Raw genomic sequence first — 25,684 nt, 5'->3', positions numbered from 1 at the left:
CGTGGTGGCCACACCGCGGGCCCGGCTCAGCCGCGCAGCTTCAGTTCACCCGGCAATTCGTCGCTACCGCGCAGCTGCCCGAGGAAATGCGCCGCCTCGGCCTCGCCCAGCACCGGCCCGGCCAGCTCCAGGAATTTCTCGTCCAGTTCGAGGTCGGAGAGCGGGGCATCCGGGTCGCCCTTGCGGGTCGGCTGGTGGCGGTACAGTTCCCGCCCGTCGCGCAGGCGGATCGTCACCTTGGCGCTGCGCGCGCCGGGGAAGGCCGCCTCGCATTCCTCATCCAGGCTGACCGTGATGCGCGGCATGACCGCGCGGATCGCGGGATCGGTGAGGCGGGCGGGCATGAAGGCATCGAGCCGGACGCCGCCGTACAGCATGATGCTCGCGATGGTGAACTGCGTGGAGAAGCGCGCCTCCTGCTCCGTCGTCGCATGCGGGCGGTCGCACACATTCTTCGTGGCGGCATAGCCGCCGACATGCAGGCTCTCGACGTCATTCGCCGTGAAGCCGTGCTCGCGCTGCAGGTCGCGCGTGGCGTCGAGCGCCGCGAAGATATGGCCGCAGCAGCCATGGTTCTTCACCGTCATCTGCGTGATGGTGAGCGGCTTGCCGATGGCGGCGATGGCCTTGTCCCACTTCCCGGTATCCGCGCTGGTGGCCGCGGCGAAGCCGGCCGGGCCGTGCAGCACGTCAAGCGCGCCGGTCATCCCCTCGCGCGCGGCCATGGCGGCCAAGGCGCCCGCCTCCGCCGCGTGGCCGGGGTGCAGCGGCTTGCTCATGCCATCGCCGCGGAAGGCCTGCTGCAGCCCGCCCGCCATGGTGGCGGCGGTGGCGATGGCATGCGCGGTTTGCGCCGCATCGCAATCCAGCAGCACGGCGACGGCGGCGGCGGCGCCGAAGGTGCCGACCGTGCCGGTGGTGTGCCAGTAATCGTAATGCGAGGGCTGCACCGCCTGAGCGATGCGGCAGGAGACCTCATAGCCCGCGACCAGCGCGCGCAGCAGCGCCGCCATGTCGGTGCCGCGCGATTGCGCCGCCGCCAGCGCGGCGGCCACCGTCGGGCAGCCCGGGTGATAGACGCCCCAGCGCCAGATGTCGTCGAACTCGACGATATGGCTGGCCGTGCCGTTGATCAGCGCGGCATGGCGCAACCCGGTGCGCGCACCATCCACGTAGGAGACGGCGCGGCCCGATCCACGCTCATCCGCCAGCGCGCGGGCCATCAGCGTGGCGGGCGGCTGGCGGCAGCCGGGCAGCAGCGCCGCGAACCAGTCGATCAGCGCGCGGCGGGCGGCGTGCTCCACATCCGAGCTGAGCGGCGCCGTGCGCCAGGAGGCCGCGTGCTCGGCCAGGATGGGCAGAGGGTTCAACGGTTGCTCCGCAGCACTTCCTTGTTGATCACCATGTCCACATCGATCTCGCCCTTGAAGTGGCGGATGATGGAATCGACGCAGGAGAGGCCCATGCGCCGCATGCCCTGCACCGTGGCGGCCGCCGTGTGCGGCGTCATCACCACATTGGGCACGCCGAGCAGCGGGTTGTCCTTCACCACGGGCTCGTCCCAGAACACGTCCAGCCCCGCGGCCGCCACATGCCCGCTGCGCAGGGCGCCCGCCAGCGCCTGTTCCTGCACCAGCGTGCCGCGCGCCGTGTTCACGAAGCGGGCGCCGGGCTTCATGGCGGCGAGGAATTCCGCATTCACCATGCCGCGATTCTCGGCGTTGGACGGGCAATGCATCGTCACCCAATCCGCCTGCGCCAGTCCTTCCTGCAAGGTCTTCGCGTAGCGGAAGCCCGCGCCCTTCACGGTGTTCATGGCCACATAGGGGTCATGCACCACCACATCCATCCCGAAGGCCGCCGCCAGCCGCGCGACGCGCCCGCCGATGCGGCCGAAGCCCACCACCAGCAACGTCATCCCCGCCAGGTCCCAGGTGGTGGGCGCCTCCACGCTGCTCCATTTGAAGGCGCGGGTGTTGGCGTCATAGGTCTGCACCTGGCGCGCGATGGTGAGCATCAGCATCATCGCGTGCTCGGCGACACTCAGCGCATTCGCGTCCGCCGTGACGGTGAGCGGAATGCCGCGCTTGGTCAGCTCCGGCACGTCCACCTGGTCATAGCCCACGCCATGCCGCGCCACGATGGCGAGCTTGGGCGAGAAGCTGAGGAAATCCGCGTTGATCGGCGTGGCGCGCACGATGATCGCCTCGCCGCGCTCCATCGCCTTCACCAGGTTCTCGCGGCTGGTGTCGTGCACCGTCTCGACGGTGAAGCCGGGCTCGGCCTTCAGCGCCGCTTCGGCGTCGGGATGGAGGGAGCGGAGGAGGACGACGTGCGGCATTTTGTTTCCCTTCAAAGCCAGGGGCTCCGCCCCTGGACCCCGGCAGGAAACTCAGTTTCCTGCACCTTCGATCGAATATGGGTGCAGGGAACACGTTCCCTGCTGGGGAGTGCGAGGGGCAAAGCCCCTCGCTGTCATGCGAGATGCGCCGCCGGGCCCATCAGGTGCTCGCGCATCCGCGCCTGCAGGATCGCGCCCTCGCGCGGCGGCAGGACCAGCGGCTTGCTCGCGGGATCAATCTTCACCACCGCGAAGAACGGCCCTTCCTGTCGGTGGATGGCAGCCTTGAGTGCCGTCACCTGCCCCGGCTCCGTCACCAGCATGGTGCGCTTGATGCCCGCACCCTCGGCCATCTTCACGAGATCCGTGCCGTGGCGCGTCGCCGTCTCCTGCATGCCGGTCTCGCCGTAATGCTCGTTGTCCTGCACGACGATGGCGAGGTTCTTCGGCGCCTGGTGCGCGACGGTGGCGAGGCTGCCAATGCCCATCAGCATCTCGCCATCGCCGGTCAGCACCAGCACCTGCCGCTCCGGCTGCGCGAGCGCGAGGCCGAGGCCGATCATGGCCGCGCCCCCCATGCCGCCCCAGAGCGGGAAGTTCTGCGGCCCGTCGCCGACGGCCGTGATGTCCCAGGCGGGCGCACCAAGCCCCGCCACCACCAGCATGCCGCCGCGATCCTCCAGCAGCACGCGCGCCAGATCCCGCCGGTCGATCTTCCCGGAAGCGCCCACACCCACCATGGCGATCAATCCTTCCCGAAGGTCTTGGCGCCGAGCAGGCGCTGGCCGAGCAGCGTTGCCGTCGGCCGGAACGTGTTGAAGGCGAGCTTGAGCGTGGCTTCCACCGTGGAGGCGACGTCTTCCGCCGCATCGGCGCGATGGACGATGGTGCCCATCGCCTCCAGCACCGCCTGCGTCGCCTGGCCCATGGGGATCTGCGCCGGGTTGAACTCGCCATAGTCGCCGCGCATCGTGATGATCATCGGCATCGGCGTGCGATGGATGCCCGAGAGCGACAGCATGTTGATGCAGTTGCCCACACCCGAGGACTGCATGAGCAGGACCGAGCGATCCCCGCCCAGCCAGGCGCCCTGCATGAGGGCGATGCCCTCCTCCTCCGTCGTCAGCGTGACGACGCGCAGCGTGTTGTCAGCGAGGCAGCGCTTGATGAGGCGCGAATGGCCGGCATCGGGCACGAGCGCCACCTGCCGGACGTTGTACTGCTTGAGCAGATCATAGATGCGATCCGGCCAATCGGCCGCCGCATCCGGCGCGCTCTCCACCTGGTGCTGGTTCATGGACATCCTCCGTTGCGGCAAGTTTCCGCCGCATGACGGCGGCTGACAAGTCATCAACCCTTGATTTCAACGCATTCCCCGTGATTGAGAGACGCATGCCCTTCCGTCACGCCATCGGCGGCACCACGCACGTCTTCGACGACCTCCGGACGCTGCTGGCCCGCGCCACCCCCTTCCGCTCGGGCGATGCGCTGGCCGGCGTGGCGGCCACCAGCGCGGCCGAGCGCGTGGCCGCGCAGCGGGCCCTGGCCGACCTGCCGCTCAGGCACTTCCTGAACGAGGCCGTCATCCCCTACGAGAAGGATGACGTGACGCGCCTCATCCAGGACAGTCACGACGCCGCCGCCTTCGCGCCCATCGCGCACCTCACCGTCGGCGGCTTCCGCGACTGGCTGCTGGCCGCCGAGCCCGAGGTGCTGGCGCCGCTGCGCCGCGGCCTGACGCCCGAGATGGTGGCGGCCGTGTCGAAGATCATGCGCATCAGCGACCTGATCGCCGTGGCCCAGAAGTGCCGTGTGGTGACGCGCTTCCGCAACACCATTGGGCTTGCAGGGACGCTCTCCATCCGCCTGCAGCCCAACCACCCGACGGATGACCTGCGCGGCGTCGCCGCCAGTACGCTGGATGGGCTGCTGATGGGGGCCGGCGATGCCGTGATCGGCGTGAACCCGGCCACCGACAATATCGAGCAGGTGCTGGGCCTGCTGACCATGCTGGACGAGGTCCGCACCCGCTTCGACATCCCGACGCAAAGCTGCGTCCTCTGCCATGTGACGACCGCGCTGCTCGCCATGGAGCGCGGCGCGCCGGTGGACCTGGTGTTCCAGTCCATCGGCGGCACGCAAGGCGTGAATGAGAGCTTCGGCGTGACGCTCGCCCTGCTGCGCGAGGCGGAGGACGCGGCACTCAGCCTGAAGCGCGGCACGCTCGGCCAGGATGTGATGTATTTCGAAACCGGCCAGGGCAGCGCGCTGAGTGCCGAGGCGCATCACGGCGTGGACCAGCAGACCATCGAGGCGCGGGCCTATGGCGTGGCGCGCGCCCATGCGCCGCTGCTGGTCAATTCCGTGGTCGGCTTCATCGGCCCCGAATACCTCTTCGACGGCAAGCAGATCATCCGCGCAGGGCTGGAGGATCACTTCTGTGGCAAGCTGCTCGGCCTGCCGATGGGGGTGGACATCTGCTACACCAACCACGCCGAGGCCGACCAGGACGACATGGACACGCTGCTGACCAGCCTGGGCGTGGCGGGCGTCACCTACATCATGGGCGTGCCGGGCGCGGATGACGTGATGCTGGCCTACCAGTCCACCTCCTTCCATGACGGGCTCTATGCGCGCGCGGCCCTCGGCAAGACGCCCGCGCCGGAATTCGCCGCCTGGCTGGAGCGGATGGGGATCGGGCCGGGAGAGGCGATTCCCGCCAGCCTGTCGCCCGCGTTGATCGGCCTGTCATGAGCATCACCCGCTGGTCCGACCTCCGCCGCTTCACCGAGGCCCGCGTCGGCCTGGGCCGCGCCGGCAATGCGGTGCCCACGGCTGCGCATCTCGACTTCCAGGAGGCGCATGCGGCGGCGCGCGATGCCGTCTGGTCCGCGCTGGATGTGGAGGCGCTGCGCGCCGAACTCGGCCCCGTGCCGGTCCTGCACAGCGAGGCCGAGGATCGCCGCACCTACCTCCTCCGCCCCGATCTCGGTCGCCGGATGCGCGCCGCCGACCGCGAGAGCCTGCCCCGCACCGGCAGCACCGTGATCGTGGTGGCGGACGGTCTCTGCGCCTCCGGCGTGCAGCGCCAGGCAGCGGCGATGGTGCGCGCGCTGGAGGCCGAATGGCCGGTGGTGATCGTCCAGCAGGCGCGCGTCGCCATCGGCGACGACATCGGCGAGGCAATGGGCGCGGAGGCCGTGGTGGTGCTGATCGGCGAGCGGCCGGGGCTCTCCGCGCAGGACAGCATGGGCATCTACCTCACCTGGCAGCCCCGCCGCGGCCGCACGGACGCCGAGCGCAACTGCATCAGCAACATCCGCCCCGGCGGGATCAGCCTGCGGGATGCCGCCGCCAAGGTGCATTGGCTGCTGCGCGGCGCCCGCGCCCTGGGGGCGACCGGTGTGGCGCTGAAGGACGACATGACGGCGGCGCCGCTTCTGGAGTAGCCTTCCCCGCAACAATCCCAGGGAGGCAAGAATGCGCTGGATCACCCTCATGCTGGCCGCCATGCTGGCCCTGCCCGCAGCGGCGCAGTCCCAAGGGGAGGCATACCCCAGCCGCGCCGTCCAGCTCATCATCCCCTTCCCACCCGGCGGCAACACGGACCTCATGGCCAGGGCACTCCAGGCCGAGCTGTCCAAGGCGCTCGGCCAGCAGGTGGTGGCGGTGAATCGCGGCGGCGCGGCGGGGGCGATCGGCAATGCGGAACTCGCGCGCGCGCGGCCGGATGGCTACACCATCGGCATCTCGCCGAACAACGCCATCACCACGCAGCCCTTCCTGCAGAACGTGACCTATACGCCCGAGAGCTTCCGCTACCTCTGCCTCGTCTATGACAATCCGCAGGTGCTGATCCTCGGCCGCAACGCGCCCTTCCGCGACTTCGCGGGCATGATCGCGCATGCGCGTTCGGGGCGCGAGGCGCTGGTCTTCGGCTCGCCCGGCGTGGGCAGCACGCAGCACATCCTGATCGCGCAGCTGCTGCGCGCCGCCGGCGTGGATGGGCTGAACGTGCCCTTCACCGGCGCGGGCCCCATGTCGCAGGCCGCCCTCGCCGGGCAGATCATGGCCTTCGTCGAGGCCGCCTCCATCCCCGCCTCCACCGGCCTGCCGGTGCTGGCGGTGCTGGGCACGCGGCGCATGGCGGCGCTGCCGGACGTGCCCAGCACAGGTGAGCTCGGCTACCCCATGGCCGGCACCACCTATGGCGGGCTGATCGCGCCCGCCGGCCTGCCCGACGCCATCGCCGAGACGATCGAGCGCGCCTGCCGCACCGCCGTCACCAGCGAGGGCTTCCGCACCATCGCCGAGCGGCTGAACGCCGTGCCGAGCTTCCAGACGGGCGCCGAATTCCGCGCCCGGTTCATCGCGGAATCCCAGGTGAACCGCGCGCTGCTGGCCGATCTCGGCATTCAGAGACAGTAATGGCGCGCACGCTCGATCCCCTGCTGCTGGAGGAGGATTTCCTCCGCGCCTCGGGCCCGGGCGGGCAGAACGTCAACAAGCTGGAGACCGCCGTCCAGCTCCGCTGGCGCGCCGCCGAGGCGGGCCTGGATGAGCGCGTCTTCGCCCGCCTGAAGACGCTCGCCGGGCGGCGGATGACGAAGGAGGGCGTGGTCATCATCGCGGCCCAGGCCCACCGCACGCGCGAGCGCAACCGCGAGGATGCGCTGGCCCGCATGCAGGAACTCCTGGACGAGGCCGCGAAGCCGCCGCCCCCCAAGCGCCGCAAGACCAAGCCCACCAAGGGCTCGCAGATCCGCCGCATGGACAGCAAGACCAAGCGGGGCGCCACGAAGAAACTCCGCTCGGGGCCTATTTCCGATTAGCGGCGCTTCGCCCAAACTCCACGCACATCCAAAGGGGAAACGCATCATGGCCAAGCCGCGCCGCGTCATCATCACCTGCGCCGTCACCGGCGCCATCCACACGCCCAGCATGTCGCCGCACCTGCCCATCACCGCGGCCGAGATCGCCGAAGCCGCCATCGGCGCGGCGGAGGCGGGGGCCGCCATCGTCCACCTGCACGCGCGCAACCCCGAGGATGGCCGGCCCGACCAGTCGCCCGAGGCCTTCGCGCCCTTCCTCGGCATCATCAAGCAGGCCAGCAATTGTGTGGTGAACATCACCACCGGCGGCGCGCCGACGATGACCATCGAGGAGCGCGTGCGCCCCGCCGCCCTGCACAAGCCGGAGGTCGCCTCGCTCAACCTCGGCTCGATGAATTTCGGCCTCTTCGGCATGCTGAACCGCTTCAAGGAGTTCAAGCATGACTGGGAGCCCGCCTACCTGGCGAACAAGGACATCATCTTCCGCAATTCCTTCCAGGACATCGAGTACATCCTGACCACCTGCGCCGGGAACAACACGCGCTTCGAGTTCGAGTGCTACGACACCTCGCACCTCTACAACCTGAAGTATTTCTTCGATCAGGGCCTGGTGAAGGCGCCGCTCTTCATCCAGACCGTGTTCGGCCTGCAAGGCGGCATCGGCGCGCATCCGGATGATGTGATGCACATGAAGCGCACGGCCGATCGCCTCTTTGGCGACAACTACCAGTGGTCCGTGCTGGGTGCGGGCGCCAACCAGCTCAAGATCGCCGCCATGGCGGCGGCGATGGGCGGCAATGTCCGTGTGGGGCTGGAGGACAGCCTCTGGGCCGGCCCCGGGCGCCTTGCCACCAGCAATGCCGAACAGGTGCGCCTGGTGCGCCAGATCATCGAGGGCCTGGGCCTGGAGATCGCGAGCCCGGACGAGGCCCGCGAAATGCTCCAGCTCAAGGGCGGCGACCAGGTCGCCTTCTGATCCGGGCGGGGGCGCTCAGCGCGCCCCCTTCCCCATCACTTCCCCTTCCACTCCGCGGGGCGCTTGGCCAGGAAGCTCGAAACGCCCTCCGCGAAATCGGCGCTGGTGAAGCACATCTCCACCAGGTCATCGCCATGGATCTCGCGCAGCGGCGCGCGCAGGCGGCGCATCGCCTCCTTCGTCGCGCGCATGGTGAGCGGCGCGTGGCGCGTCAGCGTCTCCGCCAACTCCGCCGCGCGCGCCTGGAGGGTCGCATGGTCCGGCAGGATCTCGCTCAGCAGCCCCACCGCCTTCATCTCCTCCGCATCCAGCAGCCGCGCGGTGTAGACGAGGTCCATCACGCGCGTCGGCCCCATCATGGTGGCCAGCCGCGCGTAATTCGCCATGGAGAGGCAATTGCCCAGCGTCTTGGCGATGGGGAAGCCGAAGCGCGCATTGGCCGCGCCGATGCGCAGGTCACAGACCGAGGCGATGCCCGCCCCACCGCCCGTGCAGGCGCCAGCGATGGCCGCGATGGTCGGCTTCACGCAGGTCTCGAGCGCGGTCATGATCCGGTCGATCTTTTCCTCATAGGCCAGCGCATCCGCCGCCGTGCGGAAATTGGTGAACTGGCTGATGTCCGTCCCCGCCGCGAAGGCCTTCTCGCCCGCACCGGTGATGACGATGACCTTCACGCTGTCATCCGTGTTGGCCTCGGTGGCGAGCTTCGCCAGCCCCTCATACATCGGGAAGGTCAGCGCATTGCGGGCCTGGGGCCGGTTGAGCGTGACGAAGACGATGCCGTCGCGGCGTTCGACCAAAAGCTCCTTGGGCAGAAGTTCATCGGACATGGCGGGTTCCTCTCAAGTTCCTGTGGCGGGGAGGGTTGCAGCGAAAGCCCTCCGGTGGAAGATGCCTGCCAACCGATGCCGGGCGGCCGATTCACGCCTGCGGCGATCGGACCCCTCCGGAGACCTCCCACCATGATGCCGCTCAGCCGCTTCACCGTCCTCGACCTCACCCGCGTCCGTTCCGGTCCGACCTGCGTGCGGCAGCTCGCCGATTGGGGCGCCAATGTCATCAAGATCGAGGCGACGGACGAGGTGGACACCAGCAAGGGCATGGGCGGCGAGCGCCATGGCCCCGATTTCCAGCTGGTCCATCGCAACAAGCGCGGCATGACGCTGAACCTGAAGTCCGCCGAGGGCCGCGCCACGCTCCACCGCATGGTGGAAAAGGCCGATGTGGTGGTCGAGAACTACCGCCCCGACGTGAAGGCGCGCCTCGGCCTGGATTATGACACTCTGTCGAAGATCAACCCGCGCATCGTACTGGGCTCCATCTCCGGCTTCGGCCAGACCGGCCCCTATGCCAAGCGCCCGGGCTTCGACCAGATCGCCCAGGGCATGGGCGGGCTGATGTCGGTCACCGGCCTGCCCGGCCAGGGGCCGGTGCGCGTCGGCATCCCGGTGGCCGACCTCACCTCCGGGCTCTATTGCGCCATCGGCATCCTGGTGGCGCTGCTGGAGCGCGAGCAGACGGGCAAGGGCCGCTGGGTCCATGTCAGCCTGCTCGAGGCGATGATCGGCATGATGGACTTCCAGGCCACCCGCTGGACCATGAAGGGCGAGGTGCCGAAGCAGGCCGGCAATGACCACCCGACCACCACCCCCACCGGCCTCTTCCAAACCACCGACGGCGTGGTGAATCTCGCCGGCGGCGGCCAGAACATGTGGGAGCGCATCGTCGCCGTCCTCGGCATCCAGGAGGAGGCCAAGGACCCCGATGTGGCGAACGACAAGCTGCGCACGAAGAACCGCGCCAAGACCAACGCCATGCTGCAGGCCGTGATCGGCACCAACACCAGCGAGTACTGGGTGAGCCGCTTCAACGAGGCCGGCGTCCCCTGCGGCCCGGTCTATTCGATGGACCAGGTCTTCGCCGACCGCCAGGTGCAGCATCTGGGCATGGAGATGCCGGTGGAGCACCCGCTGCTGGGCCAGATCAAGACGGTGCGCGCGCCCATGCAGATCGAGGGCGTGGAATGCGCCCGCCGCCCCACGCCCGAGCGCGGCGAGCACACGGAGGAGGTGCTGGCCGAATTCGGCTTCTCGGCGGATGAGATCGCGGCGCTGCGCGCGCAGAAGGCGATCTGACGGTGAAGATCACCTCGATCCGCCAGGGCGTGTTGCCCATCATGAGCGCCATCGCCAACGCCTATATCGACTTCTCCAAGATGACGGCGAGCGTCGTCGCCATCACGGTGGAATCCGGCGATGGCCGCAAGGCCACGGGCTATGGCTTCAACAGCAATGGCCGCTACGCGCAGCCCGGCCTGCTGGCCGAGCGCTTCATCCCCCGCCTGGAAGAGGCGGGCGAGTTGCCCGCCCATGAGGATGGCGGCTTCGATCCCGTCCCCGCCTGGACGGCGATGATGAAGAACGAGAAGCCCGGTGGCCATGGCGACCGCTCGGTCGCCGTCGGCGTGCTCGACATGGCGCTCTGGGACGCGACGGCGAAGCTGGCCGGCCTGCCGCTCTGGAAGCTTCTCTCCAACCGCTTCAATGGCGGCCGCAGCGACGCGACCGCCTGGGTCTATGCGGCGGGCGGCTACTACCACCCCGGCAAGGATGTGGATGGCCTGGTCGAGGAGATGAAGCGCTACCTCGGCATGGGCTATTCGGTCGTGAAGATGAAGATCGGCGGCTCGCCCGGCATGCCCCTGCGCGAGGCCCTGCTGCTCGATCTCAGCCGCATCGAGGCGGTGCTGAAGCTGCTGGATGGCGACGGTTCGCGCCTCTGCGTGGACGTGAATGGCCGCTTCGGGCTGCATGCGGCGCTCAGCTACGCCGCCGCCATCCAGGGCTTCGGCCTGCGCTGGTACGAGGAGCCGCTGGACCCGCTGGACTATTCCACCCACGCGACGCTGGCCGAGCACTACGCGCCGCCGCTCGCCACCGGCGAGAACCTGTTCAGCATGCTCGATGCGCGGAACCTGATCCGCCATGGCGGCCTGCGCCCCGACCGCGACATCCTGCAATTCGACCCGGCCCTGTCCTACGGCCTGGTCGAGTATCTCCGCACCTTGACCATGCTGCGGGAGCATGGCTGGTCGCCCCGCCGCTGCGTGCCGCATGGCGGCCACCAGTTCGCGCTGAACATCGCGACCGGCCTCGGCCTGGGCGGGAATGAGAGCTATCCCGAGGTCTTCGCGCCCTTCGGCGGCTTCGCCAGCGGCGTGCCGGTCGAGAAGAGCCGCGTCGCCATGCCCGACGTGCCGGGCATCGGCTTCGAGGTGAAGAACGACCTCTGGGCGGTACTGAAGGACCTCTAGGCCGGGCACCCGCGCGGGCCTGCTTGCATCCGGCCCCGCTCTGGCCAGATGATAAGGACTGTAATGGCGCCGCCCGCCCCGATTCGCGGGCGGCCCCTGGCCAAGGAACCGCCGGACCCGTCCATGCCGCCGCTGTCCACCCCCTTCCTGAGCCGCCGCCGGGCCGTGCTGGGCGCGCTGCTGCTGCCGCCCGCGCTGGCCGGCTGCGGGAGCGGGCCGGCCGTGGCGCAGCGCGGCCTGCTGCCCGATTTCGCCGACCTGGCCGAGCGCGTGCTGCCCGCCGTGGTCAACATCGCCGTGAGCGGCGAGCAGAGCGTCCAGCCCCCGCCCGAATTCCGCGGCACGCCGTTCGAGCGCTATTTCCGCGGCCGGCGGGAGCGCGTGCAGGGCGCGGGCTCGGGCTTCGTCATTGATCCCTCTGGCCTCGTGGTCACCAACAACCATGTGGTCGGCCAGGCGCAGCGCGTCATGGTCGGCGTGCAGGGCGGGCAGGAACTCCCGGCCCGCGTCATCGGCGGCGATGAACTGACCGACCTCGCGCTGCTGCGCGTCGAGAGCCGCACCCCGCTCGTGGCCGTGGGCTTCGGCAGCAGCGCGTCGCTTCGGATCGGCCAATGGGTGCTGGCCGCCGGCAATCCCTTCGGCCTGGGCGGCAGCGTCACCTCAGGCATCGTCTCCGCCCGCGGGCGTGACATCGGCGCCGGGCCCTTCGACGACTTCATCCAGACCGACGCCGCCATCAACCCTGGCAATTCCGGCGGCCCGCTCTTCAACATGGCGGGCGAGGTGATCGGCATCAACACGGCCATCTACTCGCCCTCCGGCGCCAGCGCCGGCATCGGCTTCGCCACCCCTTCCGACCTCGCGCGCCCGGTGATCGAGACGCTGCGGCGCGAGGGCCGGGTGGAGCGCGGCTGGCTCGGCGTCTCCGTGCAGGACCTGGTGGCCGAGGACCCGCGCGCCAGCCGGCGCGCCGTGCTCATCGCGGGCGTCGAGCGCTCGGGGCCCGCCGGGCGCGGCGGTCTGCGCGTGGGCGATGTGGTGCTGGCCATCAATGGCGAACGGACGGAAACCTCGCGCGGGCTCATCCGCAGCGTCGCCGCCGTGCCGCCCGGGCAGAATGTGCGCTTGACGGTTCTCCGCGACGGACGCACGCAGGAGGTTACGTTGCAAGTGGGGCGCCGGCCCCCCGGCCCGGGATGAGGAAGCCCGGGCCCGATTGAAGGACAAGACAACATGATGCGCATCCTTCTCGTGGAAGATGACGTCGAGGTGGCCCGCTTCGTGAAGAAGGGCCTGCAGGAGGCCGGCCACACGGTGGAGCATGCGGCGAACGGGCGGGATGGCCTGTTCCTCGCGGCCTCGGAATCCTTCGACATGCTGGTGCTGGACCGCATGCTGCCCGGCGGGGTGGACGGCGTCCGCCTGGTCGAGACGCTGCGCCAGCAGGGCAACCGCACCCCGGTGCTTTTCCTCTCCGCCCTCTCGGGCGTGGATGAGCGGGTGAAGGGCCTCAAGGCCGGCGGCGACGACTATCTGGTGAAGCCCTTCGCCTTCGCCGAGCTGCTCGCCCGCGTCGAGGCGCTGGGCCGCCGCCCCTCCTCCGAGGCGCCGGTGACGAAGCTCCGCGTTGCCGATCTCGAGCTGGACCTGCTCAGCCGCACCGTGATGCGCGGCACCCGCAAGATTGACGTGCAGCCGCGCGAATTCCGCCTGCTGGAGCACCTGATGCGCCATGCCGGCCAGGTGGTGACGCGCACCATGCTGCTCGAGAAGGTGTGGGATTACCATTTCGACCCTCAGACCAACGTGATCGACGTGCATGTCAGCCGCCTGCGCCAGAAGCTCGACAAGGGCTTCGACAAGCCGCTGATCCACACGGTCCGGAACGCCGGCTACATGATCCGGGCCGAGGCCTGACCGGCCGCCTGATGCCGCGCGCGGCGCAGGCCCCCCGCCTGCTGCAATCGGCCGGGTTCCGCTTCGCCCTGCTGTTCGTCGGCATCTTCTCGGTCGCCGCCGCCTTCCTGGTGGCGGTGCTCTGGTGGGCGACGGCGGGCGCGCTGGACCGGCAGACCATCGCCGCCATCCGCACCGATGCCTCGGCCCTGGTCGAGCGCTATCGCGATGCCGGCGCCCAGGGCCTGATCGACGCGATCGAGGAGCGCCTCGCCCTCGATGCCGAGAACGAGACCATCTACCTGCTGGTGAACGCGCAAGGCGTGAAGCTGGCCGGCAACCTTACCACCTGGCCCACCGCCATCGGCGAGGAGGGCGCCTGGTTCCGCACCCGCATCCTGCATGACGGCGCGACTGCCGAGGCGCGCGTCCACCGGCGCGACCTGCCGGGGCTGCGCCTGCTCGTCGGCCGGGACGAGAGCGAGCGCGTGCAGCTCCGCCTGCTGCTGACCGAGGGCGTCGCCTGGTCGCTCGGCGCCGTGCTGCTCTTCGCGGTCATGGGCGCGGCGGTGATCCGCCGGGCGCTGCAGAACCGCATGCGCCCGGCCGTCGCCACCGCGCAGGGCATCGCCGCGGGGGATTTCTCGCAGCGCGTCCCCCTCTCCCCGCAGGGTGACGAGTTCGACCGGCTGGGCGCGACCATGAACGCCATGCTGGACCGGATCGCGGCGCTGATGGCGGGGATGCGCGGCGTGGCGGATGCCATCGCGCATGACCTTCGCACCCCCATCGCCCGCGCCCGCGGCAAGCTGGAAGGCAGCCTCGCCACCGCCGCCACCGAGGAGGAGCTGCGCGCCGCGGTGGAGGAGGGCATCGCCGACCTCGACAACATCACCCGTATCTTCCAGGCCCTGCTGCGCATCGCCGAGGCCGAGGCCGGCGCCCGCCGCGCCGCCTTCGCGCCGCTCGACCTGCCCGAGGTGCTGCGCGACGCCGCCGAATTCTACGAGGTGATGGCCGAGGCCCGCGAGCAGACCCTTCAGACCGGGATGCCCGAGCACCTGCCCATGCTGGGCGACCGCGACCTGCTGCTGCAGGCGGTGGCGAACCTGCTCGACAACGCCATCAAGTTCACGCCCGTGGGCGGCGTGGTCCGGCTGACCGCCCGCCAGGACGAACGGGGCATCGAGATCGCGGTGAGCGATTCCGGCCCCGGCCTCTCGCCCGAGGACCGCGCGCGGGCCATGGACCGCTTCTTCCGCGCCGATGCCTCCCGCAACCTGCCCGGCTCCGGCCTTGGCCTCGCGCTGGTGCGGGCGGTGGCGCAGCTGCATGCGGGCGAGGTGATGCTGGCCGATGCGAAACCCGGCGCCGAGCCGCCCGGGCTCAAGGTGGCGCTGCTCCTGCCCGGGGCCGGACTCGACGCCCCGGCCGAATAGCTCGCCCTCCATGACCAAGGCTTCACGGCCGGCCCATCCCCCCGAGACGCCGCGCGGCGCATGTCTGGGCCATGCGTCGCCTCGCCACCCTCGCTGTCATCCTGCTGTCGTTCGGCCCCGCGCGGGCCGATGAGGGCACGTCGCGCACCACCACCGACAATGCCGAGTATTGCGAGGCGCTGGCCGCCCGCCTGGCCGCGAGCCCGACACCGGTCAGCGGCACCCCGCGCGAGCTGGCCGAGGAGGGCAAGCGGCTCTGCGCCTCGGGCCATGTGCGGACCGGCATCGCCAAGCTTCGCCGCGCCCTGCGCGCCACCCGGGCCGAGGCGCCGCGCGGCGGTTAGATCGGGGCGGAATCGCCGAAGCATCCTCCCAGCCAAGCCTGGACCATGCGCAGTGAACGCAGCCTGGTCTGGCCGGCTCAGGGCTCCTGGAAGGCGCGGTGGAAGCTGTCCACCACGGGCTGCGTGATGTAGCGCCAGAAGGTGCGGCTGCCGAGCTGGATATGCGCCTCCACCGGCATGCCCGGCGTCAGGAAGACGGCGGGCAGCCGGGCCAGCTGCTCGGCATCGATGCGGATATGCGCGCGGTAGTGGCTGGCGCGCGTCTGCGGGTCCACCGTGATGTCCGGCGCCACGAAGGTGACCTCGCCATGCAGGTAGGGCACGAGGCGCTGCTTGAAGGCGGGCAGGCGGATTTCCGCCGGCAGGCCGGTGAAGACCACGTCGATGTCCATGGGCTGCACATGCACCTCGGCGATCAGCCGGTCGCGCACCGGCACCAGCTCCATCGCCGGGTCGCCCGGGCGGAGCACGGCGCCCAGGTTGAAGACGCGCAGGTTCACGATGGTCCCGTCCTCGGGGGCCACGATGTCGCGACGGGTGGAGATGTCGGCCGCGGCGCGCAGCCGCTCCTCCACCTCGGCGAGGCGGCCCACCACCTCGCGCAGTTCGGTCCCGGCCTCCTGCAGGCGCTGGTCCGTCGCCTGGCGGGTCTGGCTCTCGGCCTCCTCGACGGCGGCATTGGCGCGGCGGATCTGGCCGGTCAGGTCGGCGATCAGGCCCTCGGTCGCGGCGAGCTGTCGCTGCAGCGCCAGCAGTTCGGGCAGGCGGGCCAGGCCCTGCTGGACGAGGCCGCGCCGCATCGCCTCCTCCTGCACCAGCAGCGTGAGCTGGCGGCGCGCCGCCTCGATCTGCCCCTCGGCCGAGGCGATGGTGCCCCGCGCCTGGTCGCGCCGGTTGGTCAGCACGTTCAGCTGGCTGGAGAGGCTCGCCTGGCGCGCCTGGAAGAGGTTGCGCTGCCCGGCCATGGCCTCGGCCGCGCGCGGCTCGCGCGAGGCCAGCAGCTCCGGCGGGAAGGTGATGCTTTCGGCGCGCTCCAGCTCGGCCACGAGGCGCGCCTGCTGCGCCAGGAAGGCATCGCGCTGCGCGACGAGGCCCGCCACCGCCGAGCCCGACTGCACGTCATCCAGCCGCATCAGCACCTGGCCCTCGCGCACCTGGTCGCCATCGCGCACCAGGATCTCGCGCACCATGCCGCCTTCCAGGTGCTGCAGCGTGCGGCGGGTGCCCTCCACCTTGATCATGCCCGGCGCGATCGCCGCCTCGGAGAGGGGGGCGAAGACGGCCCAGGCCATGAAGCCGCCGAAGAAGCCGAACATGACGATGAGGCCGAACAGGACCACGCCCCGCGTGCGCGGCGCCTCGGTCTCGATCTCGGGCGGCATGCGCGCGGGCTGCACCGCGGGGCGCGGCACGGGGAGCCGGGTCTCGGTGGTGTCGAGCATCAGGCGCCACTCCCTCCGGCGGAGGCGAGCTGCACCGGGCGCGGCGGGCCGGAAAGGCGCTTGAGCACCTCGGCGCGCGGGCCGAAGAGCTCGGCCGCGCCGTCCTTCATGACCAGGACCTTGTCCACCTCCTGCACCAGGGCCGGCCGGTGGGAGACGAGGACGACGGTGACGCCCTGCGCCTTCAGGCGCTGGAGCGCGCGGCCAAGCGCGGCCTCGCTGTCGCCATCGAGGTTGCTGTTGGGCTCGTCCAGCACGACGAGGCGCGGCGCGCCGAACAGCGCGCGCGCGAGACCGACGAGCTGCCGCTGCCCGCCCGAGAGATGCGCGCCGGCATCGCCGATCTCGGTCTCATAGCCGGCGGGCAGGCGCAGGATCATCTCATGGCAGCCGGCAAGCTTCGCGGCTTCGAACACGGCCTCGGGCTCGGCCTCGGAAAGGCGGGCGATGTTGTCGAAGACGGTGCCCTCGAACAGCTCCACATCCTGCGGCAGGTAGCCGAGGTAGCGGCCGAAATCCTCGCGCTGCCAGAGGAAGACGTCGGCGCCGTCGAGGCGCACGGCGCCCGCCGTGGGCGGCAGCGTGCCGATCAGCATGCGGACCAACGTCGTCTTGCCCGCGGCCGAGGGGCCGATGATGGCGAGGCTCTCGCCGGCGGCCAGCGCGAAGCTGACGCCCTTGATCATGGAGACGTTCTGGCCCGGGAAATTGTAGCTCACCCGCTCGACGGAGAGGTCGCCGCGGGGGGCAGGCAGCGGCATGCCGGCCGGGCGCAGCCGCGGCATGGTCAGGAAGACCTTGAGGCGGCGCAGCGCGGAGCGCGCCTGCACCAGCTGCTTCCAGGAGCCCACCACCTGTTCGACCGGCGCCAGCGCGCGGCCCATCACGATGGAGGCGGCGATGGAGGCGCCCGAGGTCAGCTCCTGCTGGAGGACCAGCCAGGCGCCGAGGCCGAGCACGGCCAGCTGCACGGCAAGGCGGAAGAACTTGATGAGCGAGAGGATGATGGCCGCGCGATCGGCCGCCGTCTCCTGCGGTTCCTGGGCATTGGCCAGCACGCCGCGCCAGCGCCGCAGCACGGCGGGCATCATGCCCATGCTGTCGATCACCTCGGCGTTGCGGGCGATGGCCTCGGCCCGGCGATGGCCCTGCATGGCGGCGACGCCGGCCGTCTGCAGCGCCTTGGAGGTGATGGCCTCGTTCGTCAGCGTCAGGATGAAGAGGATGATGGCGCCGCCGAGCGCGAGCCAGCCCAGCATCGGGTGCAGCAGGAAGACGAGGCCGATATAGACGGGCACCCAGGGCAGGTCGAACAACGCGAGCATGCCGGGCGAGCCCAGGAAGGCGCGGCACATGCCGAGGTCGCGCAGCGCCTCCATGCGGTAGTTGCCGCCGCGCAGCTGGCCCTCCACGGCGCGCATGAAGCCCTCCGGCGCCACGCGATGCTCCACCCAGGCGGCGATGCGCTGCATGATGACGCTGCGCACCGCCTCGAGCATGGCGAGGATCATCAGCGCGAAGATCGCGACGAGGGTGAGGTAGAGCAGCGTGTCGGTGTTGCGCGTGGCGAGCACGCGGTCGAACACCTGCATCATGTAGATCGAGACGGTGAGCTGGAGCAGGTTCACCACGCCCGAGAAGGCGGCGACCAGCCAGAATTGGCGGCGGCAGACGGCGAGCGCCTTGCCGAGCGGCGTCTCCGCGAGCGGCACGGCCCCGCGGGCGGCCTGGGTGCCGCTCATGCGCCGTGGCCCGTCTGCATGGCCTTCGGATCCCGTCGAGACATCACTTGCGCACCTTTTCCACACCGCGTGGAATCGAAAGCCCTTGGGCCATGACCTGTCAGCGCGCCCCACGGCCTGCCGGGCCGCCACCCGCCCGAGCGGATTACATGAAAACCTGCCAGGATGCATACCGTCCGACGGGGGGGAACCCGGCCGGGAGACCGCCTGGGGCGTGTGCAGGGCACTTTAACTATTAAACAATTTTGGACGGCTCCTGTCCAGGAAATCCACTTCCCGGCCAGGTGATCCGCCGGCCCGCGATGGGTCAGAGCATCAGCCAGTCGGGCGGGGGAAGGCTGACCGCGGGGGGCGGCATCCAGGCCGCCGGCTCGGGCGGCGGAAGGGGGGGCGCCTGCTCCAGCGCGGGGGGCGCGGCCTCGGCCAGCAGGGGCGCGAAGCCACTCTCGACCGGCTGCAGCATGACGAGCAGCGCCGCGACCTCGGCGCCATGGCGGGAGCTGTCGCGCACCTCGCTCAGCGCGAACCAGGAAGGGGGCGCCCCGGAGGCGGGCTCCGGCGGGGCCGCCAGGTCGAAGCTGAGCTGGAGCGACACGAAAGCCGATGCCGGCAGGGCAAGCGGCGGGGCGCCGCCCCAGGGCACGGGGCCGGGGGCCGTATTGGCCAAGTTCATGCCGGAAATCCTTTCCTGACAAACCGCGAGGCTGGCCAGAATCGCAACCGGCCAGCGCGGGGGGACGGACCCCCGCACGGGCAGATTGCGCGCGCGCTGGTTGCGAAAGCATGAATGCCGGCGGGCAAAGAAGCGCCCTCAGGCGCGGATGAAGCCACCCGCCAGGACGCGCGCGCCGTCATAGAGCACCGCCGCCTGGCCCGGCGCCGCGATGGCGGGCTCATCGGGCGTCAGCGCCAGCGTCGCGCCGTCCCATTCGGCCATCATCGGCGCGGGCTGCTCGCGCCCACGCAGCTTCGCCTCGCAGCGGAAGGCGCCCGCGGGCGGCGCGATCAGCCAGTTCACCTCGCCCACGGCAATCCTGGCGCGGGCGAGCGCCGGGCGATGCGCCACCACCACGCGGCGGCGCGGCGCATCAAGCTGCGCCACATAGAGCGCTTCCTCATCCTCGCGCCGCGAGAGGCCGAGGCCCCGCCCCTGCCCCACCGTGTAGCGCGCGAGGCCGCGATGCTGGCCGAGCACGCGGCCTTCCGTGTCCACGATCTCGCCGGGCTCCAGCGCCTCGGGGCGGAATTTCTGGACCACATCGGCGTAGCTGCCGGTGGGCACGAAGCAGATGTCCTGGCTGTCCGGCTTCTCGGCCACCGCCACGCCCAGCCGCGCCGCGTGGGCGCGCACCTCGGCCTTGCTGGCGAAGCCGCCGAGCGGAAACAGCGTGCGTTCCAGCTGCGCGCGGGTGGTGTGGGCGAGGAAGTAGCTCTGGTCCCGCACCGGATCCACCGCCTGGTGCAGCTCCGCCCCCTGCGCCCCGTCCAGGCGGCGGGCGTAATGGCCGGTCGCCAGCATCTCGCAGCCGAGATCGGCGGCGAGCTCCGTCAGGTCGTGGAACTTCACCGTCTGGTTGCAGCGGATGCAGGGAATGGGCGTCTCGCCGCGCGCGTAGCTGTCGGCGAAATCCTGGATCACCGCGTCGCGGAAGCGCTGCTCGCGGTCCAGCACGTAATGCGGGATGCCGAGATGCTCGGCCACGTTGCGCGCGTCATGGATGTCCTGCCCGGCGCAGCAGGCGCCCTTCTTCTGCACGGCGGCACCGTGGTCGTAGAGCTGAAGGGTGGCGCCGACGACCTCATGCCCCTGCTCATGCAGCAGTGCGGCGACCACACTGCTGTCCACGCCGCCCGACATGGCGACGAGGATTTTCATGGGGTCTTGGCAAGCCCAGCGGCATCCAGCCCCTGCTGCCAGAAGCCCTGTTCCAGCCGCGCCGCCATCGAGAAGTCGCGCAGCAGCGAGGCGAAGCGCGCCTCCCCGCCATGGCTCACGCCCAGCGCGTCAATGCGCCGCGCGGCGGCTTCGGCCATGCTCTGGTAGCCTTCGCCGGCATAGCTTTCGATCCAGGACTGGTAGGGGTTGCCCGCCACCATCCGCTTCGGATCGGCCATGATGCGCCGCGCCACCTCGGCATAGCCCACGGTGCAGGGCACGAGCGCGATCTCAAGGTCCAGGATGTCCCCCGCGAGGCCGCGATCCAGCACCCAGCGGGTGTAGGACACCGTCTCCAGCGTTTCCGGGATCTGCGTGACCTGCGTCTCGGAGAGGCCCCATTCCGCGCAATACTTCAGGTGCAGCAGCGTCTCGTCCAGGATGGCGAGGACGGCGGCCGCCTTGTCGCGCATCGCCTGCAGGCTCTCGCCCTTCACAACCGCCAGCGCCTTGGCGCGCGCGAAATGGATCAGGAAGAGGTAGTCCTGGATCAGGTAGTGCTGGAAGGCCGGCAGCGGCAGCGTTCCGGCGGAAAGCTGCTGCACGAAGGGATGCCAGGTGTAGCCCGTCCAATCCGCGCCCGAGGCGTCACGCAGCCTGCGGAACAGGCCGCCTTCGGCGCCGAAGGCCAGCGGATCGGCCGTGGTCAGGTCAGCCGGCATTGCGGCTGCCGGCGGGCAGCTTGACCACCAGCCCGTCCAGCGCCTCGGTCATGATGAGCTGGCAGCCGAGGCGCGAGGTCTCCTGCAGGTCGAAGGCGAGGTCGAGCATGTCTTCCTCATCCTCGGTCGGCTCCGCCAGCTTGGGGAACCAGGCGGCGTCCACGATCACATGGCAGGTGGAGCAGGCGAGGCTGCCCTCGCAGGCGCCCTCGATGTCCACGCCATGGCGATGCGCGATCTCCAGCACGGACAGGCCGAGCGCCGCCTCGACTTCGCGGCGCGTGCCGTCGCGCTCGATGAAGGTCATCTTCGGCATGGTTCGATACTACTCCGCGGCGTGCTGGGTTGAGGAAAGGCGCTGCCAGGCGGCGCCGATCAGGGCGGCCGCACGGTCCATCTCGGCGGGCGAGGTAAAACGCCCCAGCCCAATCCGCAAGGTGGCCCGAGCCTCGGAATCGGGAATTCCCATCGCGCCCAGCACATAGGAGGGGGCGATTTCGGCCGAGGAACAGGCCGAGCCGGTGGAGAGGCAGAGATCGGGCAGGGCCGCCAGCAGGGCCTGCGCCTCCACGCCGGGGAAGGTCAGGTTCAGATTGCCGGCGACCCGGCTCTCCATCGTGCCGTTGATCCGCAGGCCCGGGATGGCGGCCATCAACCCGTCCAGCAGGCGCTGGCGCTGGCCGGTGATGCGGCCGGAATCCAGCATCCCCTCGGCGGCGGCGATGCGCGCCGCCTCCCCCATGCCGACCAGCAACGGCGCCGGCAGCGTGCCGCTGCGCAGCCCCCGCTCCTGCCCGCCGCCGCTGAAGAGCGGGGCGAGGCGAACGCGCGGCCGGCGGCGGACATGGAGCGCGCCCACCCCCTTCGGCCCATACATCTTGTGGCCCGAGAGCGAGAGCAGGTCGGCCCGGATTTCCTCCACGTCGAGCGGGATGCGGCCGGCCGCCTGGGCGGCGTCGGTGTGGAAGAGGGCACCCGCCTCCTTCGCCAGGGCGCCGATGGCGGCCAGGTCCTGCACCACGCCCGTCTCGTTGTTCACCGCCATGACCGAGACGAGCAGCGTGGGCACCTCCAGCGCCGCCCGCAGCAGGTCGAGGTCGAGCAGGCCATCGGGCCGCACCGGCAGGATCACCGGCTCGAAGCCCTCGGCCGCGAGGTCGCGCACGGATTCGAGGACGCATTTGTGCTCGGTGGCGAGGGTGATGATGCGGCGCGGCGCGCGGCCATCGGCGGCGGCGAAGCGCGCGGCGCCCTTGATGGCGATGTTGTTCGCCTCGGTGGCGCCGGAGGTGAAGATGATCTCGCGCGCGTCGGCGCCGATCAGCTCCGCCACCTGGGCGCGGGCCGCCTCCACCGCCTCCTCCGCCGCGCGGCCCATGGCGTGCTCGACGGAATGGGGGTTGGCGAAATTCTCCTCCCACCAGGGGCGCATGGCGGCCAGCACCCGCGGGTCGAGCGGGGTGGTGGCGTGGTGGTCGAGGTAGATCGGGCGGTTCGGGCGCATGATGGCACAGAGGTGGCCCGGCGCGGCCGCTTCGGCAAGCCATGCGGCTTGCGCCCGATCAAGGCGCGGCCGCCCGCGCCGTGCCAATCCCTCCGGGCCGGAGAAAAAAACCCCATGGCCCACCCCCGCCACGACCCCCTGACGCTCGCCCTGCATTGGCTGATCGCGCTGCTGATCCTGGGCGCCTATGTGACCAGCGAGCTCGCCCAGGGGCGGGGCGGGCCGGGCACCAACCTGCACGGCTCGCTCGGCCTCGCCGTGTTCGGGCTGAGCCTGATCCGGATCCTCTGGCGCGGCCTCGCCCCGCATCCCGCGCCGGTGCCGATGGGCGCCTGGATGGCGCGCGCGGCGCATCTCGCCCATGTGGCGCTCTACGTGACGATGCTGCTGGCGCCGGCGCTCGGCCTCGCGGCGCTCTGGGCGCGCGGGTCGGAGATGTCCTTCCTCGGCTTCATCCCCCTGCCCTCGCCGATGACGCCGGACCGCGCCTTCTCCCGCACGCTGAAGGGCGCGCATGAGCTCGCCTCCAACGCGCTGGTGATCCTCGCCCTGCTGCATGCCGCGGCGGCGATCTTCCACCAGTACATCCTGCGCGACGGGCTGCTGGAGCGGATGCTCCCCCGCAGGCGATAGACCACGCTGCGTTCACGCCGCAGGGTCAGGCCTCTCCTGGGCGGATAATTCCGCGCTTCGGCGATTCCGCCTCAACGCGTCTTCCTCTAGCCCCGCCCGGTCGAACCGAAGCCGCCCGTGCCGCGCTGCGTCTCGGGCAGCACCACCACCTCTTCCCAGACGGCGCGCGTCACCGGCGCGAAGACCGCCTGGGCGATGCGCTCGCCCCGCGCGATGGCGAAGGGCTCGGCCGCCGTGTTGAGCAGGATCACGCCCACCTCGCCGCGATAGTCGCTGTCCACCGTGCCCGGCGCGTTCAGCACCGTCACGCCATGCTTGAGTGCGAGGCCGGAGCGCGGGCGCACCTGCATCTCGAAGCCATCCGGGATGGCCACGGCCAGGCCCGTCGGCACCAGGGCGCGGCCGCCGGGCGGGATCACCATCTCGCGCGCCGCCAGCAGGTCCATCCCGGCCGAGCCGGGCGTGGCATAGGCGGGCAGCGGCAGGCCCTCGGCATGCGGCAGGCGCTGGACCAGGACCTTCATGCGAGCTGCTCCGCGATGCGGGCGGCGAGCCGCGCCGCGACCTGTTCCTTGGGCATCCTCGGCCAGTCCTCCACGGCGGCGGCGGTGACCAGGTGCACGGCATTCTCCGCACCACCCATCACATCGCCGGAAACGTCATTCGCCACGATCCAGTCGCAGCCCTTGCGCGCCAGCTTCTGCCGCGCGTGCTCCACGACATGCTCGGTCTCGGCGGCGAAGCCGATGACGAGCCGCGGGCGCTGCGCGTGGCGCGAGAGCGTGGCCAGGATGTCCGGGTTCAGCGCCATGCCGAGCGTGGGCGCGGCTTCGCCCGGCTGCTTCTTCAGCTTCTGCCCGGCCTCCCGTGCCACGCGCCAATCGGCGACGGCGGCGGCGAAGATGGCGATCTCGGCCGGCAGGGCGGCCTCGCAGGCGGCCAGCATCTCGCGCGCCGTCTCCACGCGCCGCACCGTGACGCCGGGCGGGTCGGCCAGGGCGACGGGGCCGCTCACCAGCGTCACGCGCGCGCCGAGGGCGGCCAGCGCCGCCGCGATGGCGTGGCCCTGCTTGCCGCTGCTGCGATTGGCGATGTAGCGCACCGGATCAATCGGCTCATGCGTCGGCCCGCTCGTCACCAGCGCGTGCAGGCCCGAGAGCGGACCGGTGGCAAAGACGGCGCGGATCGCCGCCGCCATGGCCTCGGGCTCGGCCAGCCGCCCCGGCCCGGATTCCGGCTCGGCCATCGGGCCATCCTCGGGCCCCACCACCCGCACGCCGCGCGCCAGGAGTGTGGCCATGTTCGCGCGCGTGGCGGGGTGCGCCCACATGGCGGGATTCATCGCCGGCGCCACCAGCACGGGCGCGCGCGTCGCCAGCAGGATGCAGCCGGCGAGATCGGGGGCGAGGCCCTGGGCCATCTGCGCCAGGCGGTTGGCCGAGGCGGGGGCGACCACCACAAGGTCGGCCCAGCGCGCCATCCGGATATGGCCGATCTCGGCCTCGGCCGCCCAGAGGTCGTCCTGCACCGGCTCGCCCGTGATGGCGGCGAGCGACTCCTTCGTAACGAAGCGGGCGCCGCCCGCGGTCAGCACGGCGCGCACCGTGGCGCCCTCGGCGCGGAGCAGGCGGACCAGCATCAGCGCCTTGAAGGCGGCGACGCTGCCCGAGACGATCAGCAGGATCTTGCGGCCGTGAAGCATGACGCGAAGTTAGGCCGGGATCCGGCGAAAGGGCAAAGTCACCGCGCGCCCGGCTCAGCGCGCCCGGAACATGAGCAACAGGCCGGCCAGCGTGATCGCACCCCCCAGCAGGTCACCCCAGGCCAGCCGCTCGCCCATGAAGGCCCAGCCGAGCACGGCCGCGACGGGCGGCGCCATGAGCTGCAGCGCCGCCGCGTTGGAGGCGCCGAAGCGGCGGATCACCACGAAGAACAGCCCATAGCCGGCGATCCCGACCGCGAGGCAGGAATAGACCATGGCAAGGATCAGCGTGCCGCTGGCCTCCTTGGGCGGCGGCCCGCCCAGGCCAACGGTGAGCAGGATCAGCACCAGGCTCGCCACCGCCGTCTGGCCGAGATTGGCGGCCCAGGGATCCATCCGGGCGCGCGCCGGGGCATAGGCCAGAACGCCCACCGCCTGGAGGAAGGCGCCGCAGAGCGCGAGGCCGATGCCCCAGGCCTCGGCCGCCTCCAGCCCGTCGGCCGAGCGCAGGAAGCCGAGCGTCGCGACGCCGATCCAGCCGAGGGCCAGGCCAAGCCACCCGCCCGGACTCAGTCGCTGCCCGCGCCAGGCCTCGCCCAGCGCCACGAAGAGCGGCGCGCAGGCGGCCAGCAGCGCCACCAGCCCCGAAGGCACATGCGCCGAGGCGACCCAGGCACAGGCCAGGTATCCGCCCATCCCGAAGGCGCCCATCAGCGCGAGGCGCCAGCGATCCTCGCCCACCGGGAAGGGCACGCGCCGCCAGCGCCAGATCAGCCAGAGCAGCGGCACCACCGCGACGAAACGGATGGCCAGGGCCCAGAGGGCCGGCCATTCCAGCGCGACGAGGCGCGCCGCATTGAAGGCGGAGCCCCACATCAGCACGTAGAGCGTGGCGAGAAGGAGGTTGATGGAAGCCGGC

The 25,684-nt window shown here is 70.9% G+C and carries 27 protein-coding genes; 12 read left to right on the top strand and 15 right to left on the bottom strand.

What is annotated here, in order from left to right; genetic code table 11:
• Positions 1-26 precede the first annotated feature (26 nt).
• From R9Z33_RS02535 to R9Z33_RS02520, 4 genes are all read right to left on the bottom strand, one after another.
• Positions 27-1,370 carry an MmgE/PrpD family protein gene (locus R9Z33_RS02535; RefSeq protein ID WP_318649737.1) on the bottom strand — a complete coding sequence of 448 codons (1,344 nt, stop codon included), beginning with the start codon at positions 1,368-1,370 and terminating at the stop codon, positions 27-29.
• Positions 1,367-2,341, bottom strand: a complete 975-nt coding sequence (locus R9Z33_RS02530; protein WP_318649736.1) for a hydroxyacid dehydrogenase — start codon at positions 2,339-2,341, stop codon at positions 1,367-1,369. Before R9Z33_RS02530 ends, R9Z33_RS02535 begins: the two co-directional genes overlap by 4 nt.
• Positions 2,342-2,475: 134 nt before the next feature.
• The gene (locus R9Z33_RS02525; RefSeq protein ID WP_318649735.1) at positions 2,476-3,081 is read right to left on the bottom strand and encodes a thiamine pyrophosphate-dependent enzyme; all 606 of its coding nucleotides are present in this window, start codon (positions 3,079-3,081) and stop codon (positions 2,476-2,478) included.
• A gap of 5 nt (positions 3,082-3,086) precedes the next feature.
• Entirely contained in the window at positions 3,087-3,638 is a 552-nt protein-coding gene (locus tag R9Z33_RS02520) for a phosphonopyruvate decarboxylase (RefSeq protein WP_318649734.1), read from the bottom strand.
• Between the two features lie 95 nt (positions 3,639-3,733).
• Between R9Z33_RS02520 and R9Z33_RS02515 the strand changes: the two genes are divergently transcribed.
• From R9Z33_RS02515 to R9Z33_RS02495, 5 genes are read left to right on the top strand one after another with little or no spacing between them, the layout of a single operon-like run.
• On the top strand, positions 3,734-5,095 hold the full coding sequence (locus R9Z33_RS02515) for an ethanolamine ammonia-lyase subunit EutB (protein ID WP_318649733.1): 1,362 nt from the start codon (positions 3,734-3,736) through the stop codon (positions 5,093-5,095).
• Positions 5,092-5,790 (top strand): ethanolamine ammonia-lyase subunit EutC, encoded by a 699-nt coding sequence (gene eutC / locus R9Z33_RS02510; protein ID WP_318649732.1) that lies wholly within the window; start codon positions 5,092-5,094, stop codon positions 5,788-5,790. The genes R9Z33_RS02515 and eutC overlap by 4 nt, the downstream gene beginning before the upstream one ends.
• Positions 5,791-5,821: 31 nt before the next feature.
• Entirely contained in the window at positions 5,822-6,769 is a 948-nt protein-coding gene (locus R9Z33_RS02505) for a tripartite tricarboxylate transporter substrate binding protein (protein ID WP_318649731.1), read from the top strand.
• Positions 6,769-7,173: an alternative ribosome rescue aminoacyl-tRNA hydrolase ArfB gene (arfB, locus tag R9Z33_RS02500; RefSeq protein ID WP_318649730.1), complete on the top strand. Its 405-nt coding sequence runs from the start codon at positions 6,769-6,771 to the stop codon at positions 7,171-7,173. The genes R9Z33_RS02505 and arfB overlap by 1 nt, the downstream gene beginning before the upstream one ends.
• Positions 7,174-7,219: 46 nt before the next feature.
• A complete protein-coding gene (locus tag R9Z33_RS02495; RefSeq protein WP_318649729.1) occupies positions 7,220-8,149 on the top strand; it encodes a BKACE family enzyme in 930 nt (309 codons plus the stop codon).
• A 35-nt stretch (positions 8,150-8,184) separates the two neighbouring features.
• On the opposite strand, the gene R9Z33_RS02490 is transcribed toward R9Z33_RS02495, so the two are convergent.
• Positions 8,185-8,979 carry an enoyl-CoA hydratase gene (locus R9Z33_RS02490; RefSeq protein ID WP_318649728.1) on the bottom strand — a complete coding sequence of 265 codons (795 nt, stop codon included), beginning with the start codon at positions 8,977-8,979 and terminating at the stop codon, positions 8,185-8,187.
• A 132-nt stretch (positions 8,980-9,111) separates the two neighbouring features.
• Between R9Z33_RS02490 and R9Z33_RS02485 the strand changes: the two genes are divergently transcribed.
• From R9Z33_RS02485 to R9Z33_RS02460, 6 genes are all read left to right on the top strand, one after another.
• On the top strand, positions 9,112-10,284 hold the full coding sequence (locus tag R9Z33_RS02485) for a CaiB/BaiF CoA transferase family protein (RefSeq protein ID WP_318649727.1): 1,173 nt from the start codon (positions 9,112-9,114) through the stop codon (positions 10,282-10,284).
• 2 nt (positions 10,285-10,286) lie between these two features.
• A complete protein-coding gene (locus tag R9Z33_RS02480; RefSeq protein ID WP_404830645.1) occupies positions 10,287-11,462 on the top strand; it encodes an enolase C-terminal domain-like protein in 1,176 nt (391 codons plus the stop codon).
• Between the two features lie 123 nt (positions 11,463-11,585).
• Positions 11,586-12,665: a trypsin-like peptidase domain-containing protein gene (locus R9Z33_RS02475; protein ID WP_318649726.1), complete on the top strand. Its 1,080-nt coding sequence runs from the start codon at positions 11,586-11,588 to the stop codon at positions 12,663-12,665.
• 36 nt (positions 12,666-12,701) lie between these two features.
• Positions 12,702-13,382 carry a response regulator transcription factor gene (locus R9Z33_RS02470; protein ID WP_318651603.1) on the top strand — a complete coding sequence of 227 codons (681 nt, stop codon included), beginning with the start codon at positions 12,702-12,704 and terminating at the stop codon, positions 13,380-13,382.
• Between the two features lie 11 nt (positions 13,383-13,393).
• Positions 13,394-14,800, top strand: a complete 1,407-nt coding sequence (locus tag R9Z33_RS02465) for a HAMP domain-containing sensor histidine kinase (RefSeq protein ID WP_318649725.1) — start codon at positions 13,394-13,396, stop codon at positions 14,798-14,800.
• Between the two features lie 71 nt (positions 14,801-14,871).
• Positions 14,872-15,144 (top strand): hypothetical protein, encoded by a 273-nt coding sequence (locus tag R9Z33_RS02460; RefSeq protein ID WP_318649724.1) that lies wholly within the window; start codon positions 14,872-14,874, stop codon positions 15,142-15,144.
• A gap of 77 nt (positions 15,145-15,221) precedes the next feature.
• Here R9Z33_RS02460 and R9Z33_RS02455 read toward each other — a convergent pair whose 3' ends face one another.
• From R9Z33_RS02455 to R9Z33_RS02425, 7 genes are all read right to left on the bottom strand, one after another.
• Entirely contained in the window at positions 15,222-16,586 is a 1,365-nt protein-coding gene (locus tag R9Z33_RS02455; protein WP_318649723.1) for an HlyD family type I secretion periplasmic adaptor subunit, read from the bottom strand.
• Positions 16,586-18,328 carry a type I secretion system permease/ATPase gene (locus R9Z33_RS02450; protein WP_318649722.1) on the bottom strand — a complete coding sequence of 581 codons (1,743 nt, stop codon included), beginning with the start codon at positions 18,326-18,328 and terminating at the stop codon, positions 16,586-16,588. The genes R9Z33_RS02455 and R9Z33_RS02450 overlap by 1 nt, the downstream gene beginning before the upstream one ends.
• Before the next feature lie 307 nt (positions 18,329-18,635).
• The gene (locus tag R9Z33_RS02445) at positions 18,636-19,001 is read right to left on the bottom strand and encodes a hypothetical protein (RefSeq protein ID WP_318649721.1); all 366 of its coding nucleotides are present in this window, start codon (positions 18,999-19,001) and stop codon (positions 18,636-18,638) included.
• A gap of 138 nt (positions 19,002-19,139) precedes the next feature.
• Positions 19,140-20,204 (bottom strand): tRNA 2-thiouridine(34) synthase MnmA, encoded by a 1,065-nt coding sequence (gene mnmA, locus R9Z33_RS02440; protein ID WP_318649720.1) that lies wholly within the window; start codon positions 20,202-20,204, stop codon positions 19,140-19,142.
• On the bottom strand, positions 20,201-20,926 hold the full coding sequence (locus tag R9Z33_RS02435; protein WP_318649719.1) for a TenA family protein: 726 nt from the start codon (positions 20,924-20,926) through the stop codon (positions 20,201-20,203). The genes mnmA and R9Z33_RS02435 overlap by 4 nt, the downstream gene beginning before the upstream one ends.
• Entirely contained in the window at positions 20,916-21,242 is a 327-nt protein-coding gene (locus R9Z33_RS02430) for a ferredoxin family 2Fe-2S iron-sulfur cluster binding protein (protein ID WP_318649718.1), read from the bottom strand. The genes R9Z33_RS02435 and R9Z33_RS02430 overlap by 11 nt, the downstream gene beginning before the upstream one ends.
• A gap of 9 nt (positions 21,243-21,251) precedes the next feature.
• Positions 21,252-22,430 (bottom strand): cysteine desulfurase family protein, encoded by a 1,179-nt coding sequence (locus tag R9Z33_RS02425; protein ID WP_318649716.1) that lies wholly within the window; start codon positions 22,428-22,430, stop codon positions 21,252-21,254.
• Between the two features lie 114 nt (positions 22,431-22,544).
• Between R9Z33_RS02425 and R9Z33_RS02420 the strand changes: the two genes are divergently transcribed.
• A complete protein-coding gene (locus R9Z33_RS02420; RefSeq protein WP_318649715.1) occupies positions 22,545-23,063 on the top strand; it encodes a cytochrome b in 519 nt (172 codons plus the stop codon).
• Between the two features lie 86 nt (positions 23,064-23,149).
• On the opposite strand, the gene dut is transcribed toward R9Z33_RS02420, so the two are convergent.
• The 3 genes from dut to R9Z33_RS02405 are packed head-to-tail and all read right to left on the bottom strand — an operon-like array spanning position 23,150 to position 25,674.
• Positions 23,150-23,587, bottom strand: a complete 438-nt coding sequence (gene dut, locus R9Z33_RS02415) for a dUTP diphosphatase (protein ID WP_318649714.1) — start codon at positions 23,585-23,587, stop codon at positions 23,150-23,152.
• The gene (gene coaBC / locus R9Z33_RS02410) at positions 23,584-24,765 is read right to left on the bottom strand and encodes a bifunctional phosphopantothenoylcysteine decarboxylase/phosphopantothenate--cysteine ligase CoaBC (protein ID WP_318649713.1); all 1,182 of its coding nucleotides are present in this window, start codon (positions 24,763-24,765) and stop codon (positions 23,584-23,586) included. The genes dut and coaBC overlap by 4 nt, the downstream gene beginning before the upstream one ends.
• Before the next feature lie 54 nt (positions 24,766-24,819).
• The gene (locus R9Z33_RS02405) at positions 24,820-25,674 is read right to left on the bottom strand and encodes a DMT family transporter (RefSeq protein WP_318651602.1); all 855 of its coding nucleotides are present in this window, start codon (positions 25,672-25,674) and stop codon (positions 24,820-24,822) included.
• Positions 25,675-25,684: the final 10 nt, after the last annotated feature.

It is taken from the genome of Sediminicoccus rosea, from assembly GCF_033547095.1.
Lineage (GTDB): Bacteria > Pseudomonadota > Alphaproteobacteria > Acetobacterales > Acetobacteraceae > Roseococcus > Roseococcus rosea.
The sequence above is the reverse complement of the archived record's forward strand: the minus strand, read 5'-3'. Positions and strand labels throughout refer to the sequence as shown.